The sequence below is a fragment of the Novosphingobium capsulatum NBRC 12533 genome (assembly GCF_001598375.1).
GTDB classification, from domain to species: domain Bacteria; phylum Pseudomonadota; class Alphaproteobacteria; order Sphingomonadales; family Sphingomonadaceae; genus Novosphingobium; species Novosphingobium capsulatum.
The window spans coordinates 1-18,474 of record NZ_BCYV01000027.1 but is presented as its reverse complement, the minus strand read 5'-3'; the positions used below and the strand labels follow the sequence as shown (position 1 = coordinate 18,474).

Genomic DNA, 18,474 nt, shown 5'->3' with positions numbered 1-18,474 from the left:
GCTCGTAATTTTGGTCGGCGGATGGGCTGAACACAGCTAGGGCCGCCTCTGACGCCGCCCGTCGAAGCCGCCCGATTCAAATGAGCCAGGCGTTGGCGGTCGCAACGAGCAGAAAAACGCCCAGCATTCCCCGATAGATGACGAACGGCCAGGCGGAGAACCGCTCAAGGACGCGCATCAGCGCCCAGATCGCCGCGAACGCAGAAACGGACGCAACAACCAAGCCGACCGCCAAAACGGACCAGCCATGCATATCGAGATGGGCTTTGTGCAGCTCCCACAATTCCTTCGATCCCGCGAGAGCGATAGCCGGAATGCCCAACAGGAATGAGAAGCGGGCTGCTTCCTCCCGCTTGAATCCGAGCGCGAGCGCGGCGGTCAGCGTTGATCCGGAGCGCGATACGCCGGGAATGAGGGCGCCGGCCTGCGCGAGTCCGACGAGCAGCGCGTCAACCAACGATGCCGTCTCAACGCTGCGGCTGTGGCGCGCCAGAATTTCGCTGAGCCCCATCAGCGCCGCCATCGCGATGCAGGCCCAGCCAATCACGGGCAGGGCGCGAAAGGGCGAGTTGCATGTATTGAGGCTGTTCGACAGTAGAGCACCCGCCAGCACGATCGGGACTGTCGCGAGAGCGATCCAGATCGCCAAACGGAGATTGGGATCGGCGAACTGTCGATGGCCGATGGCCGACACGGAACCTACCACCAGGCGGCGAACGTCCTGCCAGAAATAGCTGATCACGGCGGCGAGCGCGGCGAGCTGCATCGCGGCCGAAAATGCCGAGCCTGGATCTCGCCAGCCCAAGAGGGCCGGCACGACGCGCATATGAGCCGTCGACGAAATCGGCAGAAGTTCGGTGATACCTTGCACCACGCCCAATATGGCGACCTTGGCATAGCCAAGTGTCACGAAACCCGTGTCGACGCCTGCGGCACATTGTCCGGTCATATCAGCGCAGTCCTTTTGGGTGGTGGGTGAGCGTAGATCGTTGCTTCGCTGCCTGGGTAACCGAATTATCGAACCTGCTGGTCGCTACCGACAAGACGCATACCATTGAGCACGACCAGGAGGGATGCGCCGACATCCGCCGCGATCGCGCCCCAAAGCGACGCCCTGCCAAGCAGCGTCAGGCCAGCAAAAACGAGCTTTATTGCCAGCGAGAAGCCGATGTTCTGCCGGATGACGGTGAGCGTCGCCCTCGAATGCCGAATGAGCCACGGCAGGCGAGAGAGATCGTCCTGCATCAGCGCGATATCCGCCGTCTCGATCGCCGCATCGCTGCCAATCGCGCCCATGGCGATGCCCAGACCGGCGCGCGCCATTGCCGGCGCATCATTGACGCCGTCACCGACCATGGCGACGAGGCCGTGCTGCGCTACCAGCCTTTCAATCGCCTCGACCTTCTGTTCGGGAAGCAGCTCGGCGTGAACCTCATCCACGCCGGTATCGCGCGCGATGGCCTCGGCAGGCGCACGACCGTCTCCGGTCAGCATGACGATCTGCGCGATACCGAGCTTATGCAGTTGCTCGACGATCTGCCTAGCCTCGGGGCGCATCGCGTCGCCGACTGCAATCAATCCGATGACTGACTCCGCCTCACCGACAATGATCCCGGTCAGTCCAGCCACGGCTATGCGATGCAATTGGACGGCAAGCGCATCATCGGCTGCGTTCCCAAGCCGTTCTCCAAGATAGCCCGGGGATCCGACCCAGACCTCGCGGCCATCGATCGCGCCAACGACGCCTTTGCCGGGCAACGCCGTCACGGACTTTGCGGGAACCACGTCAACGCCGCGTTCCGCTGCGGCATCGAGGATCGCACGCGCAATAGGGTGCTCGCTTCGCGCTTCGATAGCAGCCGCAACCGCCAGCAGCTCAAGTTCGTCCCGGCCGCCAAGCGGGATCAGTTCGAGCACCTTGGGACGTCCACGCGTGAGCGTGCCCGTCTTATCCATGGCGATCGCGGTGATGCGAGCGGGCGTTTCGAGATGAACGCCGCCCTTGACCAACACGCCCTGCCGGGCCGCGCCGGTCAGCCCCGCAACGATGCTGACGGGGGTCGAGATGACGAGGGCGCAGGGGCAGGCGATGACAAGCAACACCAGTGCTTGATAAAACCAGGTGGCCCAACTACCCCCGAGCAGAAGCGGCGGCACGAGGAATACCGCCAGCGCAAGCGCCATCACGACCGGCGTGTAGATCCGTGCGAAGTGCTCCACCCACTGTTCGGTCGGCGCACGCTTGCTCTGCGCTTCATCAACCATGCGCACGATACGGGCGAGCGTCGTGTCGGAGGCCGGCCTGGTCGTTATGATCTCGATCGCACCCATCCCATTGATGGTCCCGGCGAAGACCGTTGCGCCTTGCGCTACGGTGACGGGTACGCTTTCGCCTGTAATTGGCGCCTGATCGACCGCGCTCGTCCCCGCAACGACGCGCCCATCGAGCGGAATCTTTCCGCCGGGCGGAACGATCACTTGCGTGCCGACAGCGACGTCAGCGACCGGCACATTCTTCTCGACGCCTGCGGCATCCCGTATCCGGGCAGAGTCAGGCGCGATGTCCATGAGCGCCGCGACGGCACGACGGGCACGTCCAAGGCTCCATGCCTCAAGAGCGAGTGCGAGGGCGAAGAAGAACGCCACGGTCGCCGCTTCGAACCATTGCCCAATGCCGAGGGCGCCCGCCACCGCGACGATCATGAGCAAGTTCATGTCCGGCCGGAGCCGGCGCGCCGCGAGGATCGCCTTGGGGGCGACGTACCGAACTGCTGACAGGATCGCCAGGGAATAGGCGAGCATGGCGAGGAGCGGGGGATGGGCCTCACGCCCCAGACTCTCGTGCAACACCGCGGCGAGACCGCTCGCGCCGACATGGATCGCAAAGCCTGCAACGACCAACACGCCGCTCGCGATCGTCAGCGCGGCCTGGATGCGGCGCCGACGCTGCTCGGCTTGCGCACCGGCACTGTTCTCGCCTTCTTTCCAGAGTTCGGCGCGCATACCGGTGCGCTCAACCGCCTTCAATATTTCGGCGTGATGCACAGCGTCGGAAGCACCCGCGACCGACATGCGGCCATTGATGAGATCGAACGACAGGTTTCCCAACCCGACGACTGGCCCGACTTCGCGCTTGAGAACCGCGACTTCGTCACCGCAGTCCATGCCGTGGATTTTGAAGATGACGCTATCCGGACGGCCGGGAAGCATCTGTTCGAGAGGCGTCGGTTCGCCCGAGCAGCCGCTGCAACCGCCGGCATCTGCTTTATCCTCCGCGAACGCATTCGTGATTTGCAATTCCGCTGTCATCCCGGTGGTCGATACGGCCGCGATTACCGCCTCCACTCCGATGCCGGCCTCGACATCGACATCGAGGAGGCCACGCTTCGGCTGGAACGACAAAAGCTCCTCTTCCCCGACAAGCGGGACGAGGACTTCCTTGAGAAGCCGAACCTCATTCTGGCAGTCGAGCCCGTGGACCTTGAAGCGCCACCAGCGGCCCGTCGCGATAGCGCGTGCGTCGGTCTGCTTGATCATATCGTCACCTCGACTCTTCGACATGACACCCTCTATAAAGTCTGAAGTCACTAGAGGGTCAACCGATATGTCCGTCGAGCCACTCAGCATCGGAAAGCTCGCGAAAGCGACCGGAACGAAGGTCGAGACAATCCGCTATTACGAAAGCGTCGGCCTGCTTGCCCCGCCGGCGCGGACAAACAACAATTATCGGGCCTACACCGCGCAGCATCTCGCGAGGCTCAGCTTCATCCGCCGGGCACGCGCGCTGGGCTTCTCGATCGATCAGGTTCAGGAACTTCTCAAGCTCGCCGATCAGAAGGATATCTCGTGCAAGGCCGTGGACACGATCGCACGCGAACATCTCGCTGAGATCGACCGAAAGCTTCGGGATCTGAATACTCTCAGGTCTGAATTAAGCAGCGTGATCGTTCAGTGCGGGCAGGGCACCATTTCCGAGTGCCGCATCATCGAAACCCTGGCGCCGGATTCTACAGCCTTCAGTTAGAGGAGTTGGTGTCCACAATGCCGTCCGCACGCAGCAGCTAATGCAAACGAGTCGCAAAACTTCTTGACCCTCTAGCTGCTAGAGGGTCTAAAGGAGGCGGATGTTTACGTCCCCGACCCGCCTCTGCCTTTTGCCGATTCGCCTGCAAGCGCCGGCACTCCACCGATGGGTACTCCGCGTGCTGGCGGTGCTTGGTGCCGTGGCCTGTACGCTGGGTACCAGCGCTATTGCCCATGCCGAAACGGCCGACGTCCAGACCGCATGGCGGCTTCTCGACTATATGGCGGTCGACTATGGGGGCGCGGTCTCCGGCGGCAAGATCAAGAGTGCGTCCGAATATGCCGAAATGAGCGAGTTCGCGGCGTCAGTCTCTGCGCGCCTCGCAACGCTGCCGCCAACACCCGCACGCGCCAGGCTCATCGAGGGTGCGACACGGCTTCAGGCGGTCGTTGCCGCCAAGGGCGCGCCGAGCCAGGTTGCCGATCTTGCCCATGGTCTCGCCGCCGATCTGCTGAAAGCCTATCCGGTCCCGCTTGCTCCGGCCAAGGCACCCGATTTCGCCCGTGGCGCGACGCTCTTCACCCAGAACTGCGCGAGCTGTCACGGTGCTGCTGGCGATGGCCATGGCCCGAACGCCGCCAAGCTCGCCACCCCGCCGATCGCGTTCACCGATGTCGTCCGCGCCCGCCAGCGCAGCCCCTTCGCGCTGTATCAGGTGATCGACCAGGGCATCGACGGCACCGCGATGCAGAGCTTCTCGTCGCTGTCGACCGATGATCGATGGGCACTCGCCTTCTATGCGGGGTATTTTGCCTTTTCCGATGCCGCTGCCAAGGAAGGCGAACGACTTTGGAAAGCCGATCCTGGCCTTCGCCAGCGGATTCCCGATCTGACGGCATTGGCCGGGCTGACCCCGGAAACCCTCGCCAAGAGTATTGGGGCCGAGCAGGCCGATGCGGTCATAGGCTATCTGCGCCGCCACCCCGAAGCCGTGGTACAGCAAGCCCCCGGCTCGCTCGACGTGGCGCGTGCGAAGCTTGGACAGAGCCTCGCGGCCTATCGCGCGGGCGACCGTCATGCGGCGCAGGAGTTGGCGTTGTCGGCCTATCTCGACGGGTTTGAGCCGCTTGAGCCCATGCTGACGGCGCGCGATGCAACGCTTATGGGGCATATCGAGCGCGCCATGGGCGAGTTTCGCGCGTCGCTTCAGCAAGGCCGTCCGGCCGACGAGGTGGCGACGCGTGTTCAGGTGCTCGACGGCCTGTTCGATGACGCGGAGGCCGCACTGTCTCCGGACGCCGCGAGCAGCGCGTCGACCTTCGTCGGCGCCCTCACCATCCTGTTGCGCGAGGGCCTTGAAGCGCTGCTGATCGTCGTCGCGATGATTGCCTTCCTGCGCAAGGCCGAGCGACCCGAGGTGTTGCCCTATGTCCACGCCGGCTGGATCGGCGCGCTGGCGGCGGGTGCCCTGACTTGGGTAATCGCGACCTATGCGATCGGAATCAGCGGCGCGAGCCGCGAGTTGACCGAAGGGTACGGGTCGCTGTTCGCGGCTGTGGTCCTGCTCTCCGTGGGAATCTGGATGCATGGCAAGGCGCAGGCGGACCAGTGGCAGCGCTACATCCGCGAGAAGATGTCGCGCGCGTTGTCGCGGCAATCCGTCTGGTTTCTGTTTGGCCTCGCCTTCGTCGTGGTCTATCGCGAGGTATTCGAGTCCATATTGTTCTATGCAGCGCTCTGGACCCACGGCAATGGCAGTATGATGCTGGCAGGGGCGGGCTCGGCGGTGCTACTCCTTGGAGTCATCGCCTGGGCCATGCTCCGCTATAGCCGCGATCTGCCGATCGCCAAGTTCTTCGCCTACAGCGCGTGGCTCATGGCGATCCTAACCGTGGTGCTCGCCGGCAAGGGCGTGGCGGCGTTGCAGGAGGCCGGTATCATCGACATCGCACCTCTGGCGACTGCGCCGCGGCTTTCAATGCTCGGCATTTTCCCGACGATGCAGTCGATCGGAGCTCAACTTCTGATGCTCGCAGCGCTCGTTGCCGGTTTCATGTTCAACCATCGCCGTGCTGCGGTGGAGACGAACTGATGTCCACGAGATGGTGTTCGGACGAGGTATGATTTCCCGGCGGGAGATCACGGGCGCGCTTGTAGGTTGCGGATCTGCCGTGGCCATCTCGCCGTTTCAGCCTGCCTTCGCGGCAGCGGCGGCCCTGGTTTCCGATTGGAGCGGGTTTGCCAAACCGCCTCGTTGGCAATCTTTCACACTGATCACAGGCGACACGATTGTACTCCCGACCGATGTCGCGGGTATCTCGGTTGATGCCATCCTCGACAGCGGTAGCGCGGCCTCGATCGTCAGCTCGTCATTGGCTGCGAGACTTGGCCTCTCCTCGACCGAACAGACGACGATTCGTGGAATTGGCGGTCGGGCAAGCGTTCAGCTCGCGCGCAACGTCGAGTTCGTGCTTGCCGGACAGCAACGCCATTTGCCCTTTGTCGTCATAGCCGACCTGAAAGCGGTATCGTCCGCGCTCGGCCGACCGGTCGATGTGGTGCTCGGGGAGGATGTGCTTGCTGGGCTTTGCGTAGCTCTGGATTTTGAAAGCAGCCAAGTTTCAATCGGTGACAGTGGCGCCTTTGCCGGCGGGCGGGGTTGGCGGAGTATTTCCGTTGCGCACGGTTCGAATCGCGAGTTGCTTGTGGCTGCTTCCGTCGCGGGGCTTCCGAATACGCCCATGGTCTTCGACTTGGGGAGCTCGACCGCGTTGATGCTGGCCCGAACTTATGTTGACGATCACCAACTTCTCAAAGGTATCAGACAATCGACAGCGGCGATCGGAGGAGTGGATGGTATTAGGCTGGCTGCTGCCTTCATGGCGAACGACGTCAAGCTGGGCGGATTCCCGGTCCGTTCTGTGCCGACCCTGGCTCCGTCAGACTGGCTTTCCAAAAGTGCCCTTGGCAGCATCGGGTTTCCTTTGATCTCGCAGTTCGATGTCGTGCTTGATGTTTCTGCGGGGCAGATATGGTTGCGCCCGGCGCGGCGCGGACTGCCGATGCTGGAGGATCACAGCGGCTTTGGACTCGCATCGGGCGACAATGAACTGTCCATCGTCCATGTCGCGGCCAACAGCCCCGCCGCGAGCGATGGCTGGCGAGTAGGAGATCGCATCCTGGCCATCAATGGTCGTCGTATCGACGCATCTTATATCCGTGGCCAACATTGGCGGTGGCGCTTCATGCCCCCAGGAACCCTCGTGAAGTTGCAAGACCAGGCCGGACGCATGCGCGAGCTCCGACTTGCCGATTACTTTTAGGGCAAGTATCGTGTGTCCTGGGATGCAGAGTCGGGGAGATCATCGTACTCATGCCGATGAATGACTTCTGACAGTGCAGCCGCCACTCTGCTCATCCCCCTCCGAATAGCCGGCCGATGAACAGCGCAAAGGTGGCCAGATAACAAGCCAACGACGCGAGCGCGGTCGTCGCCATGCCGAAGGCCCGGGCGCCGGCACCATAGCTATAGCAGCGGTAGAAGCTGAGCCTGCCAATTGCGAACAGCACGTCGGACGCGATCAGCAGTGCCAGCCAGCGACCGCCTGCAACCGAGGCCAGTAGCAGATGTGCGCCGACGCCGACAAAAGCCTGCTCCAGCGTATTCTGGAGGAAGGCAACCTTGACCGCGAGTTCAGGGCTCCGCGGTCCCTTCGCCGCTCCGCCGATGTCGGCGGCCGACCGATAGCGCCCGCTTGACACCAGCCGAACTGCAACAATGACGATGGCAAAATGAACGGCGCTCGTCTGGATCGCGAATGCCAGCCGTGCGCCGACCTCCGATGGGAAGGTGACCAACTTTGGCAGGAAGAGGACGCACCCTACCGTAATCGCGGCGCATAGAAGAAAGGCCTGTGTGGACTGTTTCCGGATCTGCCGTTGTTCTGCTTTCAGGTTCATCGCTAGCCCCATATTGGTCCGGCCGATCCACCGCGACGCTGAGCACCTCATTTCCGTTTCGGCCAGAACTGCATTGAATGCGCGCTAGGTGGCAATGCTTATAAACACTGCGAACGAGGTTCGCGAGCGAGCTGCAGCGCGGTCGCGCGTACCGATAGGCGTCGGCGCCTGCTCGTAACGTGTCCGGCTTACATCTGCAGCCGGTCATCATGATCTCCGCGGCGAGTCGCGAAAAAACGTTCTGCACCCTCTAGCGTCTAGAGGGTCAATAGCCCGCTTCGTTGGGTGGTCCCAACGCCTCGATGATCCGGCAGTCCGAAATAGCGCCTTTGCGGCAATGGCTGATCAACTCGTCGAGTTCGTAGCGCAGCACGCGAAGGTCGGCGATTTTCTGGTCGATCCGTGCGAGATGCGCCCGTGCGACTATGTCAACCGCACTGCACGAACGATTCTGATCGTCAGAGAGGGGAAGGAGCTCGCGCACCTGGTCTAGCCTAAAGCCGAGGCCGCGTGCGCGCCTCACGAAAGAAAGACGAGCCAAATGGTCAGATCCGTAGTCTCGGTAATTGCCCGAGGTGCGTGACGGCTTCGGGAGCAGACCAATCTTCTCGTAAAAGCGAATTGTCTCGACCTTGGTTGATGTCGTTCGTGCCAGCTCACCAATCTGCATTCGAAATTCTCGCTTGACCCTATAGCAGCTATAGACTGCATAACGCCGGTCGTCGATTCGTTCGGGGATAACGCAATGACCTGCAGCAGCCGCGCATCAGCGAAGGTAGACACGGCCTACGTTCAACACTGGCGGCGTGTGCTCTGGATCGCGTTCGCGACCGAGATGGTCGTGGGTATGGCATGACTGTCTATGTCCGAGGCGTTGCGGCTGCGCATGGGAACGACCTGATCTCCTGTGGGATAGCGGCGAGCCGTTTCGCGACCATCTACCCGGAATTGGATAGGGTCCGCACCAAATGTTTCCGAGCTCGTCTAGATGTTCGGCAACAGGCCCGGTCTGATGCGGCTGAGGGGCGGCTGAGGCCTCCTCTCGGCATTCCGCGCCTAGTCGTTCTGCTCGGTTTTTTGGCGCTCATCTTGTCCATTGCAGCGGCGCCGGCAGCGTATGCGCTCGGGCCCACGGTTTCTATTGCCGTTGACGGTAGCATCGACGGTCAGGCCGCTTATCTGAGCGGCGGCGCTGACGGGGTGCCATCGGATAAAGGGAAATTTTGTCCCTATCGTCACTGCGCGTGCCACGCCCACTACGCAACAGCGATTGTCTTGCAACCCTCGGAAGCAGCCCCTGAGAGCAATGCGGCTGCGAGAGTTGTGATGCGAACCTCCATGCGCGCGAGTGTGTGCAGCGCCCCTGCGCTCCGGCCTCCCCAGGCCTGGCCATCCGACCCCTTTGCGGCCCGTATCCGCAACCATTTGTCTGGATAGTCTGGAGTATCTTTCATGCATCGAGTTATCGCGGCGCTATTGGCCGCTGTGTCCTACGCAAGCCTCGCTGAGGCGCAGACGTCGCCCCCGACAGCTGCGCAAGACGTCATTACGCTGGACGAAGCACTAGCCCGCGCGGGATCATCGTCGCCTTCCGCCCAAGCGGCGGGAGCAGGGGTGCGGGCGGCCGAGGCAGCCCGGACGGTCGCGGGGCTGCGGCCAAATCCTTCGGTCTCAGCGGAAAGCGAAAATGTGGTGGGCACCGGCCCTTATCGCGGCTTCAACGAGGCCGAAACCACCGTCAGGTTTGAAATGCCGATCGAGCTGGGTGGGAAGCGCGGAGCGCGGGTCGGCGTCGCGGACGCACGGACATACCGGGCACGTCTCGACGCCGCCATCGCACTTGCCGATGTACGGCTACGCGTAACACAATCCTACCTCGAGGCTGTCGCGGCCGAGCGTCGAGTAACAATCGCGCGAGATCAGCTTCGCATCGCCAATGAGGCGTTGCGCGTCGCACGAGACCGGGTGATGGTCGGCGCTGTCTCGCCCATCGACGAACAGCGCGCCTCCGTGCAACAGATCAATACCTTAACCGAAGTGCAGCGCGCTGAGCGCGCTGAGCGCGTCGCACGCCAGAATCTACAGCTCCTGGTCGGAGATCCGATCAACGGCGCACTTGATCAGGCATGGTTCGATCGCGTCGGTGGCTATGGGCCCGACGCAACCGTCCGCGTGGAGGGCACGCTAGCATTTGCGGCCGCTCGCGCCGACTTTCGTATCGCCGACGCCAATGTGCGGCTCGCACGTAGCCAGCGTGTGCCTGATCTCACGGTGATCGCGGGCGCAAAGCGCTTGTCGGCCACCAATGATACTGCGGCGGTCGTAGGCGTCTCTATCCCATTACCGCTTTTTAACAATGGACGCGCTTCGATCGCCCAGGCTCGTGCGGAACGTGACCAGGCCGACGCGCAGCAGCGGGCAGCCCGGCTCGAAACCGAGCAAGAGATCAGCAACGTACAGCGGGATCGTGACAATGCGGCAGCCAGTGTGCGGGCCTCGGCGCCTGCGCTCGAGGCTGCCAACGAAGCGGCTCGCATCGCCCGCATTGGTTACCGCCAGGGTAAGTTCGATCAACTTATCTTGCTGGAAGCCGAACGCACGCTCGCCGAGACGCGATCTGCCGCCATCGATGCGCTCGCAGCCTTTCATGATGCCGACGCCCGCCTGGCGCGGCTGACGGCACCGGCGCCCCAGTTTTCCGGAGACTCAGAATGACACTCAAAGACAAGCGCCTGGTTGGTGGTGTGGCGGGAGCCGCACTTCTTGCCGGCATCGGGGGGTTCACGCTTGCCCGCCTTACAACGGATCCCGCCCCGGCTGCACAAAAGGCCGAGAAAGGCGAAAGCGAAGAGCATGCGGAAGGAGGCGGCGACAGCGTCGCCATGACGCTCGAGGCCATTAAGAACGCAGGCATTACCACTGAGACAACCAGCGCAGGGGGGCTCGGCGCGGAGATCGTCGCGCAGGCCACCGTGACCGCCCGACCCGGCGGCGAGGCCGTAGTGACGGCGCGCGCAGGCGGCGCTGTGACCCGCGTTTTCAAGCGGCTCGGCGACTCGATCGGCGCCGGCGAAACCCTCGCGATCGTCGAAAGCCGAGATGCCGCGCAGATTGCCGCGGAGCGTACGTCGGCCAACGCGAAAGCGGTTCTTGCGCAGAAGGCGCTCGCTCGCGAGCAATACCTCTACAGGGAGAGGGTCTCCGCTCGTGTCGATTTCGAGCAGGCTCAGGCCGAAGCTGCGGCCGCTGGGGCTGAAGCGCGCCGGGCACAAGTCGCGGCGAGCGCGGCCAGGATTACGAGCGATGGTCGCGGCGTGATCGTGGCCAGTCCAATATCCGGTCGAGTGACCGCGACATCGATTGCCCTGGGGGCTTTTGTGCAACCGGAGACAGAGCTGTTTCGCGTCGCCAACCCGCGCTTGGTGCAGATCGAGGCAGCGGTCGGTGCGGCAGAAGCGGCACGGATCGCGGCTGGCGATGCCGCCGTGGTCGAGATGCCTGACGGACGTGCCATCAGCGCTCGTGTCCGAGCGGTGACGCCGACATTGAGCGGGGAGACCCGTGCAGCAACCGCGGTTCTGGATGTGGCCGATACCGCCCTCCAGCCAGGTCTCGCCGTCCGCGTGAGGATTAAGCCGAGCCAGGGCGAAAGATCGACTGCGATTGTCGTGCCCGAAGAAGCGGTCCAGTCGCTTGAGGGTCGCGACGTGGTCTTCTTGCGGACGAAACAAGGCTTTCGCGCCGTCTCGGTGACACTTGGTAGCCGCAGTGCGGGACGCATCGAGATCCTTAGCGGGCTTTCTGCCGGCGAACAGATCGCGACGCGACAGGCCTTCTTGCTCAAGGCCGAGCTCGGCAAAGGCGCAGGCGAGGAAGAATAACTCATGATAGCCTATCTTATGGCACTTTCCGTCCGCGCACGCTGGGCGGTTCTTTTCCTCTTCCTTGCCGTGGCTGGCCTCGGTCTTTGGCAGCTTTTGAAGCTGCCGATCGATGCCGTTCCCGACATCACCAACAAACAGGTGCAGATCAACACTGTCGATCCCAGGCTCTCCCCCGTCGAAATGGAGAAGCTCGTCACCTATCCAATCGAGACGGCGCTGGCTGGTATCCCGGGCCTGCAGACCACCCGTTCGCTATCCCGCAACGGGTTCAGCCAGGTATCGGCTATCTTTTCGGAAGGTACAGACCTCTATTTCGCGCGGCAGCAAGTAGGGGAGCGCCTGACCCAGTCTCGCGATACGCTTCCCAACGGCGTACAGCCACAGATCGGCCCGGTAACCACCGGCCTCGGCGAGATCGTCATGTATACGGTTGGGTACACAAATCCCGACGGCAAGGGTGCCACGAAGGTGACGGGGCGGCCCGGCTGGCAGCCGGACAGCAGTTACCTCACGCCCGAGGGCGAGCGGTTGACCACCGACGTCCAGAAAGCGGGCTATCTGCGGACCGTCCAGGACTGGATCATCCGGCCGCAGCTTCGGACGGTGCCCGGCGTCGCCGGTGTGGACTCGATCGGCGGCTACGCGAAAACATTTGTGGTCGAGCCCGACCCTGTGAAGCTGTCGAGCTACGGCATCTCCTATAGCGAACTGGGCGAAGCGCTGGAGGCGGCCAATCTTTCAATCGGCGCCAATTACTTCAACCGTGGCGGCGAAGCCTATCTTGTCCGCTCGGATGCTCGCATTCGTTCGGTCGAGGAGATCAGGAATGCCGTGGTAGCGACACGTGGTGGTGTTCCGATCACTGCAGGCCAAATCGCCAACGTCGAAGTCGGAGGCGATTTGCGTACCGGCGCAGCAAGCATGAACGGCAAGGAGGCGGTGGTCGGCACTACGTTGATGCTGATCGGCCAGAACAGCCGCATCGTCGCGCAAGCTGTCGGTGACAAGCTGGAGCAGGTGAGTAAGACGCTGCCGCCCGGCATTCACGTCCAGGTAGTGCTCGATCGCGCCAAGCTGGTCAGTGCCACGGTCTCAACCGTTCAGCGCAACCTGACCGAAGGTGCGATCCTAGTTGCAGCGGCGTTGTTCCTGCTTCTTGGGAACTGGCGTGCGGCTGTGATCGCGGTGCTCGTGATACCTTTCTCGTTCCTGATGATGGCGACGGGCATGAATGCCTTCGGTGTGCCCGGCAACCTGATGAGCCTGGGGGCGCTCGACTTCGGCCTGATTGTCGATGGTGCCGTTATCATCATCGAGAACTGTCTCGCGCGGCTCGCGCATCGACAGGAGCATGAGGGACGGCTACTCGTCCTTCGCGAGCGTCTCGAGGAGACCATGCGCGCCTCCCAGGAGATGATCAAGCCGACCGTGTTCGGCCAGGCTATCATCCTGCTCGCCTTTGCCCCGCTGCTGATGTTCACCGGCGTCGAGGGGAAGACCTTCTCGCCGATGGCCATCACGATCATGCTTGCGCTCGTTGCGGCCTTCATTCTCGCGATCACGCTGGTGCCAGCGCTTGTCGCGCTCCTGATCCGCGGCCGAGTGGCAGAAAAAGAGGTGTGGCTGATTCGCAAGTCCAGAGATCGCTACCTGCCGCTCCTCGACAAAGCAATCGCGCGGCCCTGGCCCTTCATCCTCGGCGGGCTCGCCTTTTTTGTGGCGGCGATTCCGGCCTTTGGGCTTCTAGGCTCCGAATTCATCCCGCAGCTTGACGAAAAAAACCTCGCGTTCGCTTCAACCCGCGTGCCCTCGGTCAGCCTTGAACAGTCGCTGTTCATGCAGCGCAAGGTGGAGGAAGCTGTAACCAAGGTTCCAGAAGTCGAATTGATGTTTTCTAAAACCGGCACCGCGGAGGTGGCGACCGATCCCATGCCGCAGAACTTTTCGGATGGCTATGTAATCCTCAAGCCAACTGAAGAATGGCCTCGCGGCACAACAAAAGCCGATGTGATCGCCAGGATAAATCAAAAGACGGGTGGACTGCTCGGGAATGTTTTTGAAACGAGCCAGCCGATTCAGCTCCGCTTCAACGAGTTGATCGCAGGTGTCCGCGGTGATGTGGCCATCAAGCTCTATGGCGATGACCTGGAAAAGATGTCGCGGACCGCAGGCGAGATCGTGCGGATCCTCCAAGCGATTCCTGGTGCGGCTAGCGTGAAAGCCGACCAGGTTACGGGCGCGCCAACGCTCGATATTCGCTTCGATCGCGCAGCAATCGCGCGTTATGGTCTTACACTTAAAGAAGTTGCGGACACGGTTGCAGCAGGGATCGGCGGGCGTGAGTCTGGTCTGCTGTTCGAAGGCGATCGGCGTTTCGATATCACCGTCCGCGTGCCCGAGGCGACCAGGGTCTCCCTCGATCAAGTGCTCGCACTGCCGGTGATGTTGCCCGAGCAGGAAGGGCAGCCGCGTCGTTCAGTACCGCTCTCTGCAGTGGCGCAAATACGGTTTATAGACGGATTGAACCAGATCAACCGTGAGAACGGCAAGCGCCGCGTAGTCATTCAGGCGAACTTGGCAGGTCGTGACGCAGGGTCGTTTGTCGCTGAGGCGCAAGCGAAGGTTGGGCAGGTTAAGCTTCCGGCCGGCTATTACCTCGAATGGGGCGGACAATTCCAGAACCTGCAGGACGCGACCAAGCGCCTGTCGATTGTTGTGCCAATCTGCTTCGCCATGATTTTTGGGCTCCTCTACATGGCGTTGGGGGGGCTGGGCCGTGCGGCAGCCGTGTTCATGGCGGTGCCTCTGGGTCTTGCAGGCGGTGTCTTCACCCTAGCGCTCACCGGTATCGCATTCTCCGTGTCCGCCGCCGTCGGGTTCATTTGCCTTGCGGGCGTAGCCGTCCTGAACGGGCTCGTGGTGATGACGGCCATTCGCGAACGACTCGATGCGGGGAGACCTCTCGCGGAGGCGATCCGCGACGGTATGGCGGAGAAGATGCGGGCGGTTGTGATGACGGGGTTCGTGCCCGCGATCGGCTTCGTGCCGATGGCGCTCGCGCACGGTACGGGCGCCGAAGTCCAAAAGCCGCTTGCTACGGTCGTGATCGGCGGACTGGTTGCGGCCACCATCCTGACACTGCTCGTTCTCCCAGCAATCTCCAAGGTCGTGCTCGACTTCGGAGAGGGTTGGGCGCGCCGCAAGAGCAAACGGCCATCCAGCCTCACCGATGCTGCTGCTGAGCTCAGGCCCTGACGGAGAGAAACCATGGCGAACATGAAGTTACTACGCATTTACACCGACGAGGCGGCCTATTTTGGAGATGAGAGGGTATTCGAGGTCGTGGCGGCTCGCGTGCAAGTCGCGAATCTGGCGGGTGTGACGGTCGTGCGGGCGCTGTTCGGCTTCGGCCACAGCCCCCACCGGCATCGACATCTTCTACTGGAAGAAGACCAGCCGCTTGTCATCGAGATCATCGACGAAGGAGGTACGCCTGCGTGCTTTCGCAGCATCGCTCGCCGACATCTCGGGCATCGGGCTGATGACGCTCGAAGCCGTCGAAATTCTGTTCGAGGCGCCGCCATCCGAAGAACACCCAAACCTACCGCCGAGCTGACGAGGCCAGAATGACAAGCCCCGTCCACACCCGAGTCTCGCTCGGAAGGTTTGCCGTCTATCTTGGCATAGCGGTCGCGATAACGGTTCCGGCGATAGCGCTACGGTTGGGGGGATGGCGACCGGACCCTTTGCTTGATGCGCTGCTGTTCGGTGGCGCGATTCTTGCTGCTGGGTTCATGCTCTCTTGGGGTGCCGAGGCGGCCGAGAAGCGGATCAGCCAGGGCCTCATCGTCGCGGCTATCGCGCTGATCACTGTACTGCCCGAATATGCAGTCGATTTTTATTATGCCTATGTCGCGGGCCAAAACCCAGCCTCGAACTATGTCCATTATGCGGCCGCCAACATGACAGGTGCGAACCGCCTTCTCGTGGGCTTGGCATGGCCTGCGCTCGTTCTCATTCACTGGTTCCGCACGCGGGAGCGTCAAATCGACCTTGCCCCGGTCAACGCCGCGGAAGTCACGTTCCTGCTTATCGGATCCATCTGGTCGTTCACAATCCTGCTGCGCGAGGAGATCGGTCTGCTCGATACGTTGGTGCTTGTCGCCGTCTTCGGCGTTTATGTCTGGCGCGTCAGCCGGCTTCCGAAGGCCGAAGAGGACGAAGACGACGAACCTGGCCCTGCGGCGGCGCTGGCGACGCTTTCCCTTGGTCGGCAATGGCTCGTCATGTGCGCGCTCACGATCGTTGCCGCTGCGGTGATCCTGGTGTCAGCGGAGCCCTTTGCCGAAGCGATGGTGGACTCGGGCCGCGTGCTCGGATTCGACGAGTTCCTGCTCATCCAGTGGCTCGCGCCGCTCGCGAGCGAAGCGCCCGCGGTCACGATCGCGATTCTGTTCGTTCTGTCGGGCCGCGCTGCCAACGGGCTCGCGACGATGATCTCTGACAAGATCAACCAGTGGACGTTGCTCGTCGGCATGCTGCCACTGGCGATGAGCCTCGGCGCGGGCAGTCTTTCCGCGCTGCCGCTCGATGCGCGGCAGCATGAGGAATTTTTCCTGACGGCCGCCCAATCGATGTTCGGGATCGCGTTGCTCTTGCGGCTCCGGCTCAGCCTCTGGGGAGCCTTCGCCCTCGCCATCCTGTTCCTCGTGCAGGTTGGACTGGCGCTACGCTTCCTCGGCGACGAGACTGCCACGATTGCCACCCTGACCGGGTTTGCCTGGGCATATCTGGCGCTGGCAGGGGTCATGTTCATCGCCAATGCGAGGTTATTTGGGCACCTGTTGCGTGTGGGCATATCGGCCGGCCACCCAGAAACCCATCCGCTTTCTCTGCCTCGACAGGATGACGAATGAAGCCGCCCAAGGAGAATCCGCGTCGCCACCTCTTTATCCAGGCGTTGAACTCAGCTGCTGATCACTTCAACGCCGCCAGATGGTCCGAGGCGTCGGAACATGCTCTTTCAGCATTGAGCTTGGCACCCGACGATGGGACGGCTCTCAATTTGCTCGCCAGCGCGACGATGGAGGACGAGCGTCCTGACGAGGCGATCCCCCTCTTCAGGCGCGCCGTGGCCGCTGAGCCGAAAAGCCCCTTTCTCCACTTTAATCTGGGTGAAGCTTATCGCCGCAGCCACGCATATGCGCTGGCCGTGCCCTGCTTCCAGCGGGCTGCAAGTCTGAAGCCCGATTTCGGCGAGGCGATCGCGCTGGCGGGGGAATCGTTGCTCATGCTCGGTCGCCGGGACGAGGCGGAGCGGCATTTTCTAAAGGCGCTCAAACTCGCACCGGTATTGCCCTCGGCACTGCACGAGCTCGGACTTTTACAGTAGCAGCTTGGGGCGCCGGCGGCAGCGGTGCCTAGTTTTCGGGCAGCGCTGAGCGCAATTGGACTGGGCCATTCGCTGCGGCCAAGTGTGCTGGCCAATTTGGGGCGCGCCTTCCTTCAGATCGGCGAAGGGGTTGCTGGGTTGGAGGCGCTCTCTCGAGCGGTCGAATCTCGCCCCGACGCCGCCGCTTTGTGGCGGCTGTTGGGTACGAGCCTTCGGCATACCAAGGTGGTTCCGAAGGGTGAGAATTTTCGTCATATCCTCATGGGGCTATTTGGTCGCGGAGACGTCAACCCGCGCGATCTGGCGACTGCAGCACTTGCGTTCCTGTCGCACGATGAAAATACCTCCTGACGTGACCCCCTGATTTTCCTCCAAGCTTGATTAGAGTCTGGCCCATTGGAAGGACGGACAGATGAAGCGAGCGAGGTTCACGGAAGAGCAGATCATTGGCGTGCTGAAGGAGGCGGAGGCGGGTGCGAAGACCGCTGACCTGGCCCGGCGGCACGGTGTGTCGGAAGCGACGATCTACAACTGGCAGGCCAAGTATGGCGGCTTGGATGTGTCCGAAGCGAAGCGGCTGCGGGCGCTCGAGGACGAGAACGCCAAGCTGAAGCGTCTGCTGGCCGAGGCCATGCTGGACAACGCCGGTCTGAAGGATCTTCTGTCAAAAAATTGGTGACGCCCGCTGCCAAGCGAGAGGCGGTCGCGCGTCTTCAGGCGTTCCTGGGGATGAGCGAGCGGCGGGCGTGTCGTGTGATAGGCGCTGACCGGAAGAGCATGCGCTACCGGTCGCGGCGGGATGACGATGCCGAGGTTCGGTCGAAGCTGCGCGAGCTGGCTCAGCAGCGGCGGCGGTTCGGCTATCGCCGTCTGCACATCCTGCTGCGGCGGGAGGGTATCATGATCAACCGCAAGAAGACCCAGCGCCTCTACCGCGAGGAGAAGCTGGCAGTCAGACGGCGACGCAATCGGCGCCGTGCCATTGGGGCACGTGCTCCGGCACCGGTTCTGGCGTTGCCCAACCAGCGCTGGAGCTTGGACTTCGTGCACGATCAGCTCGCGTCAGGGCGTCGGTTCAGGGTGCTAAGCATCGTCGATGACGTGACCCGGGAATGCCTGCGGGCAGTGCCGGATACCTCGATCTCGGGCCGCAGGCTGGTGCGGGAACTGGCGGATCTCATCGCGGAACGTGGCAAGCCGGGCATGGTCGTCAG

The 18,474-nt window shown here is 62.6% G+C and carries 14 protein-coding genes and 1 pseudogene; 11 read left to right on the top strand and 4 right to left on the bottom strand.

Annotated elements, in window-relative coordinates:
- Positions 1–76: 76 nt before the first annotated feature.
- Together SCA01S_RS19525 and SCA01S_RS19520 are read right to left on the bottom strand one after the other, a co-directional pair.
- Positions 77–949, bottom strand: a complete 873-nt coding sequence (locus SCA01S_RS19525) for an undecaprenyl-diphosphate phosphatase (RefSeq protein ID WP_062788364.1) — start codon at positions 947–949, stop codon at positions 77–79.
- 65 nt (positions 950–1,014) lie between these two features.
- On the bottom strand, positions 1,015–3,537 hold the full coding sequence (locus SCA01S_RS19520; RefSeq protein WP_245652801.1) for a heavy metal translocating P-type ATPase: 2,523 nt from the start codon (positions 3,535–3,537) through the stop codon (positions 1,015–1,017).
- A 67-nt stretch (positions 3,538–3,604) separates the two neighbouring features.
- On the opposite strand from SCA01S_RS19520, the gene SCA01S_RS19515 reads away from it, so the two are divergent.
- The 3 genes from SCA01S_RS19515 (at position 3,605) to SCA01S_RS19505 (ending at position 7,347) form a co-directional block, all read left to right on the top strand.
- Positions 3,605–4,024 carry a MerR family transcriptional regulator gene (locus SCA01S_RS19515; protein ID WP_062788362.1) on the top strand — a complete coding sequence of 140 codons (420 nt, stop codon included), beginning with the start codon at positions 3,605–3,607 and terminating at the stop codon, positions 4,022–4,024.
- 142 nt (positions 4,025–4,166) lie between these two features.
- Positions 4,167–6,116, top strand: a complete 1,950-nt coding sequence (locus tag SCA01S_RS19510) for an FTR1 family protein (protein WP_412103072.1) — start codon at positions 4,167–4,169, stop codon at positions 6,114–6,116.
- Between the two features lie 79 nt (positions 6,117–6,195).
- A complete protein-coding gene (locus SCA01S_RS19505; RefSeq protein WP_245652799.1) occupies positions 6,196–7,347 on the top strand; it encodes an aspartyl protease family protein in 1,152 nt (383 codons plus the stop codon).
- Between the two features lie 91 nt (positions 7,348–7,438).
- On the opposite strand, the gene SCA01S_RS19500 is transcribed toward SCA01S_RS19505, so the two are convergent.
- Both SCA01S_RS19500 and SCA01S_RS19495 read right to left on the bottom strand, forming a co-directional pair.
- On the bottom strand, positions 7,439–7,984 hold the full coding sequence (locus tag SCA01S_RS19500; RefSeq protein WP_157089055.1) for an MAPEG family protein: 546 nt from the start codon (positions 7,982–7,984) through the stop codon (positions 7,439–7,441).
- 265 nt (positions 7,985–8,249) lie between these two features.
- Positions 8,250–8,654, bottom strand: a complete 405-nt coding sequence (locus SCA01S_RS19495; protein ID WP_062788359.1) for a MerR family transcriptional regulator — start codon at positions 8,652–8,654, stop codon at positions 8,250–8,252.
- Between the two features lie 782 nt (positions 8,655–9,436).
- Between SCA01S_RS19495 and SCA01S_RS19490 the strand changes: the two genes are divergently transcribed.
- The 8 genes and pseudogenes from SCA01S_RS19490 to SCA01S_RS21945 form a co-directional block, all read left to right on the top strand.
- Positions 9,437–10,699: a TolC family protein gene (locus SCA01S_RS19490; protein ID WP_062788357.1), complete on the top strand. Its 1,263-nt coding sequence runs from the start codon at positions 9,437–9,439 to the stop codon at positions 10,697–10,699.
- Positions 10,696–11,865 (top strand): efflux RND transporter periplasmic adaptor subunit, encoded by a 1,170-nt coding sequence (locus SCA01S_RS19485; RefSeq protein WP_062788355.1) that lies wholly within the window; start codon positions 10,696–10,698, stop codon positions 11,863–11,865. The genes SCA01S_RS19490 and SCA01S_RS19485 overlap by 4 nt, the downstream gene beginning before the upstream one ends.
- A 3-nt stretch (positions 11,866–11,868) precedes the next feature.
- Positions 11,869–15,123, top strand: a complete 3,255-nt coding sequence (locus SCA01S_RS19480; RefSeq protein ID WP_062788353.1) for an efflux RND transporter permease subunit — start codon at positions 11,869–11,871, stop codon at positions 15,121–15,123.
- 12 nt (positions 15,124–15,135) lie between these two features.
- A complete protein-coding gene (locus SCA01S_RS21950; RefSeq protein WP_327196016.1) occupies positions 15,136–15,498 on the top strand; it encodes a DUF190 domain-containing protein in 363 nt (120 codons plus the stop codon).
- A 116-nt stretch (positions 15,499–15,614) separates the two neighbouring features.
- On the top strand, positions 15,615–16,784 hold the full coding sequence (locus SCA01S_RS19475) for a calcium:cation antiporter family protein (RefSeq protein ID WP_245652797.1): 1,170 nt from the start codon (positions 15,615–15,617) through the stop codon (positions 16,782–16,784).
- Positions 16,781–17,260: a tetratricopeptide repeat protein gene (locus SCA01S_RS19470; protein ID WP_062788350.1), complete on the top strand. Its 480-nt coding sequence runs from the start codon at positions 16,781–16,783 to the stop codon at positions 17,258–17,260. The genes SCA01S_RS19475 and SCA01S_RS19470 overlap by 4 nt, the downstream gene beginning before the upstream one ends.
- Positions 17,261–17,344: 84 nt before the next feature.
- Positions 17,345–17,611 carry a hypothetical protein gene (locus tag SCA01S_RS22395; RefSeq protein WP_157089054.1) on the top strand — a complete coding sequence of 89 codons (267 nt, stop codon included), beginning with the start codon at positions 17,345–17,347 and terminating at the stop codon, positions 17,609–17,611.
- Between the two features lie 61 nt (positions 17,612–17,672).
- Positions 17,673–18,474: pseudogene (locus SCA01S_RS21945) on the top strand (IS3 family transposase); the annotation flags it as partial.

Excerpts from the sequence above, each read along its gene's own strand:
- SCA01S_RS19490 (WP_062788357.1), top strand. The coding sequence starts at position 9,437 with ATGCATCGAGTTATCGCGGCGCTATTGGCCGCTGTGTCCTACGCAAGC.
- SCA01S_RS19470 (WP_062788350.1), top strand. The coding sequence starts at position 16,781 with ATGAAGCCGCCCAAGGAGAATCCGCGTCGCCACCTCTTTATCCAGGCG.
- SCA01S_RS19495 (WP_062788359.1), bottom strand. The coding sequence starts at position 8,654 with ATGCAGATTGGTGAGCTGGCACGAACGACATCAACCAAGGTCGAGACA.
- SCA01S_RS19480 (WP_062788353.1), top strand. The coding sequence starts at position 11,869 with ATGATAGCCTATCTTATGGCACTTTCCGTCCGCGCACGCTGGGCGGTT.
- SCA01S_RS19525 (WP_062788364.1), bottom strand. The coding sequence starts at position 949 with ATGACCGGACAATGTGCCGCAGGCGTCGACACGGGTTTCGTGACACTT.
- SCA01S_RS19515 (WP_062788362.1), top strand. The coding sequence starts at position 3,605 with ATGTCCGTCGAGCCACTCAGCATCGGAAAGCTCGCGAAAGCGACCGGA.
- SCA01S_RS21950 (WP_327196016.1), top strand. The coding sequence starts at position 15,136 with ATGGCGAACATGAAGTTACTACGCATTTACACCGACGAGGCGGCCTAT.
- SCA01S_RS19500 (WP_157089055.1), bottom strand. The coding sequence starts at position 7,984 with ATGAACCTGAAAGCAGAACAACGGCAGATCCGGAAACAGTCCACACAG.
- SCA01S_RS19485 (WP_062788355.1), top strand. The coding sequence starts at position 10,696 with ATGACACTCAAAGACAAGCGCCTGGTTGGTGGTGTGGCGGGAGCCGCA.
- SCA01S_RS19520 (WP_245652801.1), bottom strand. The coding sequence starts at position 3,537 with ATGATCAAGCAGACCGACGCACGCGCTATCGCGACGGGCCGCTGGTGG.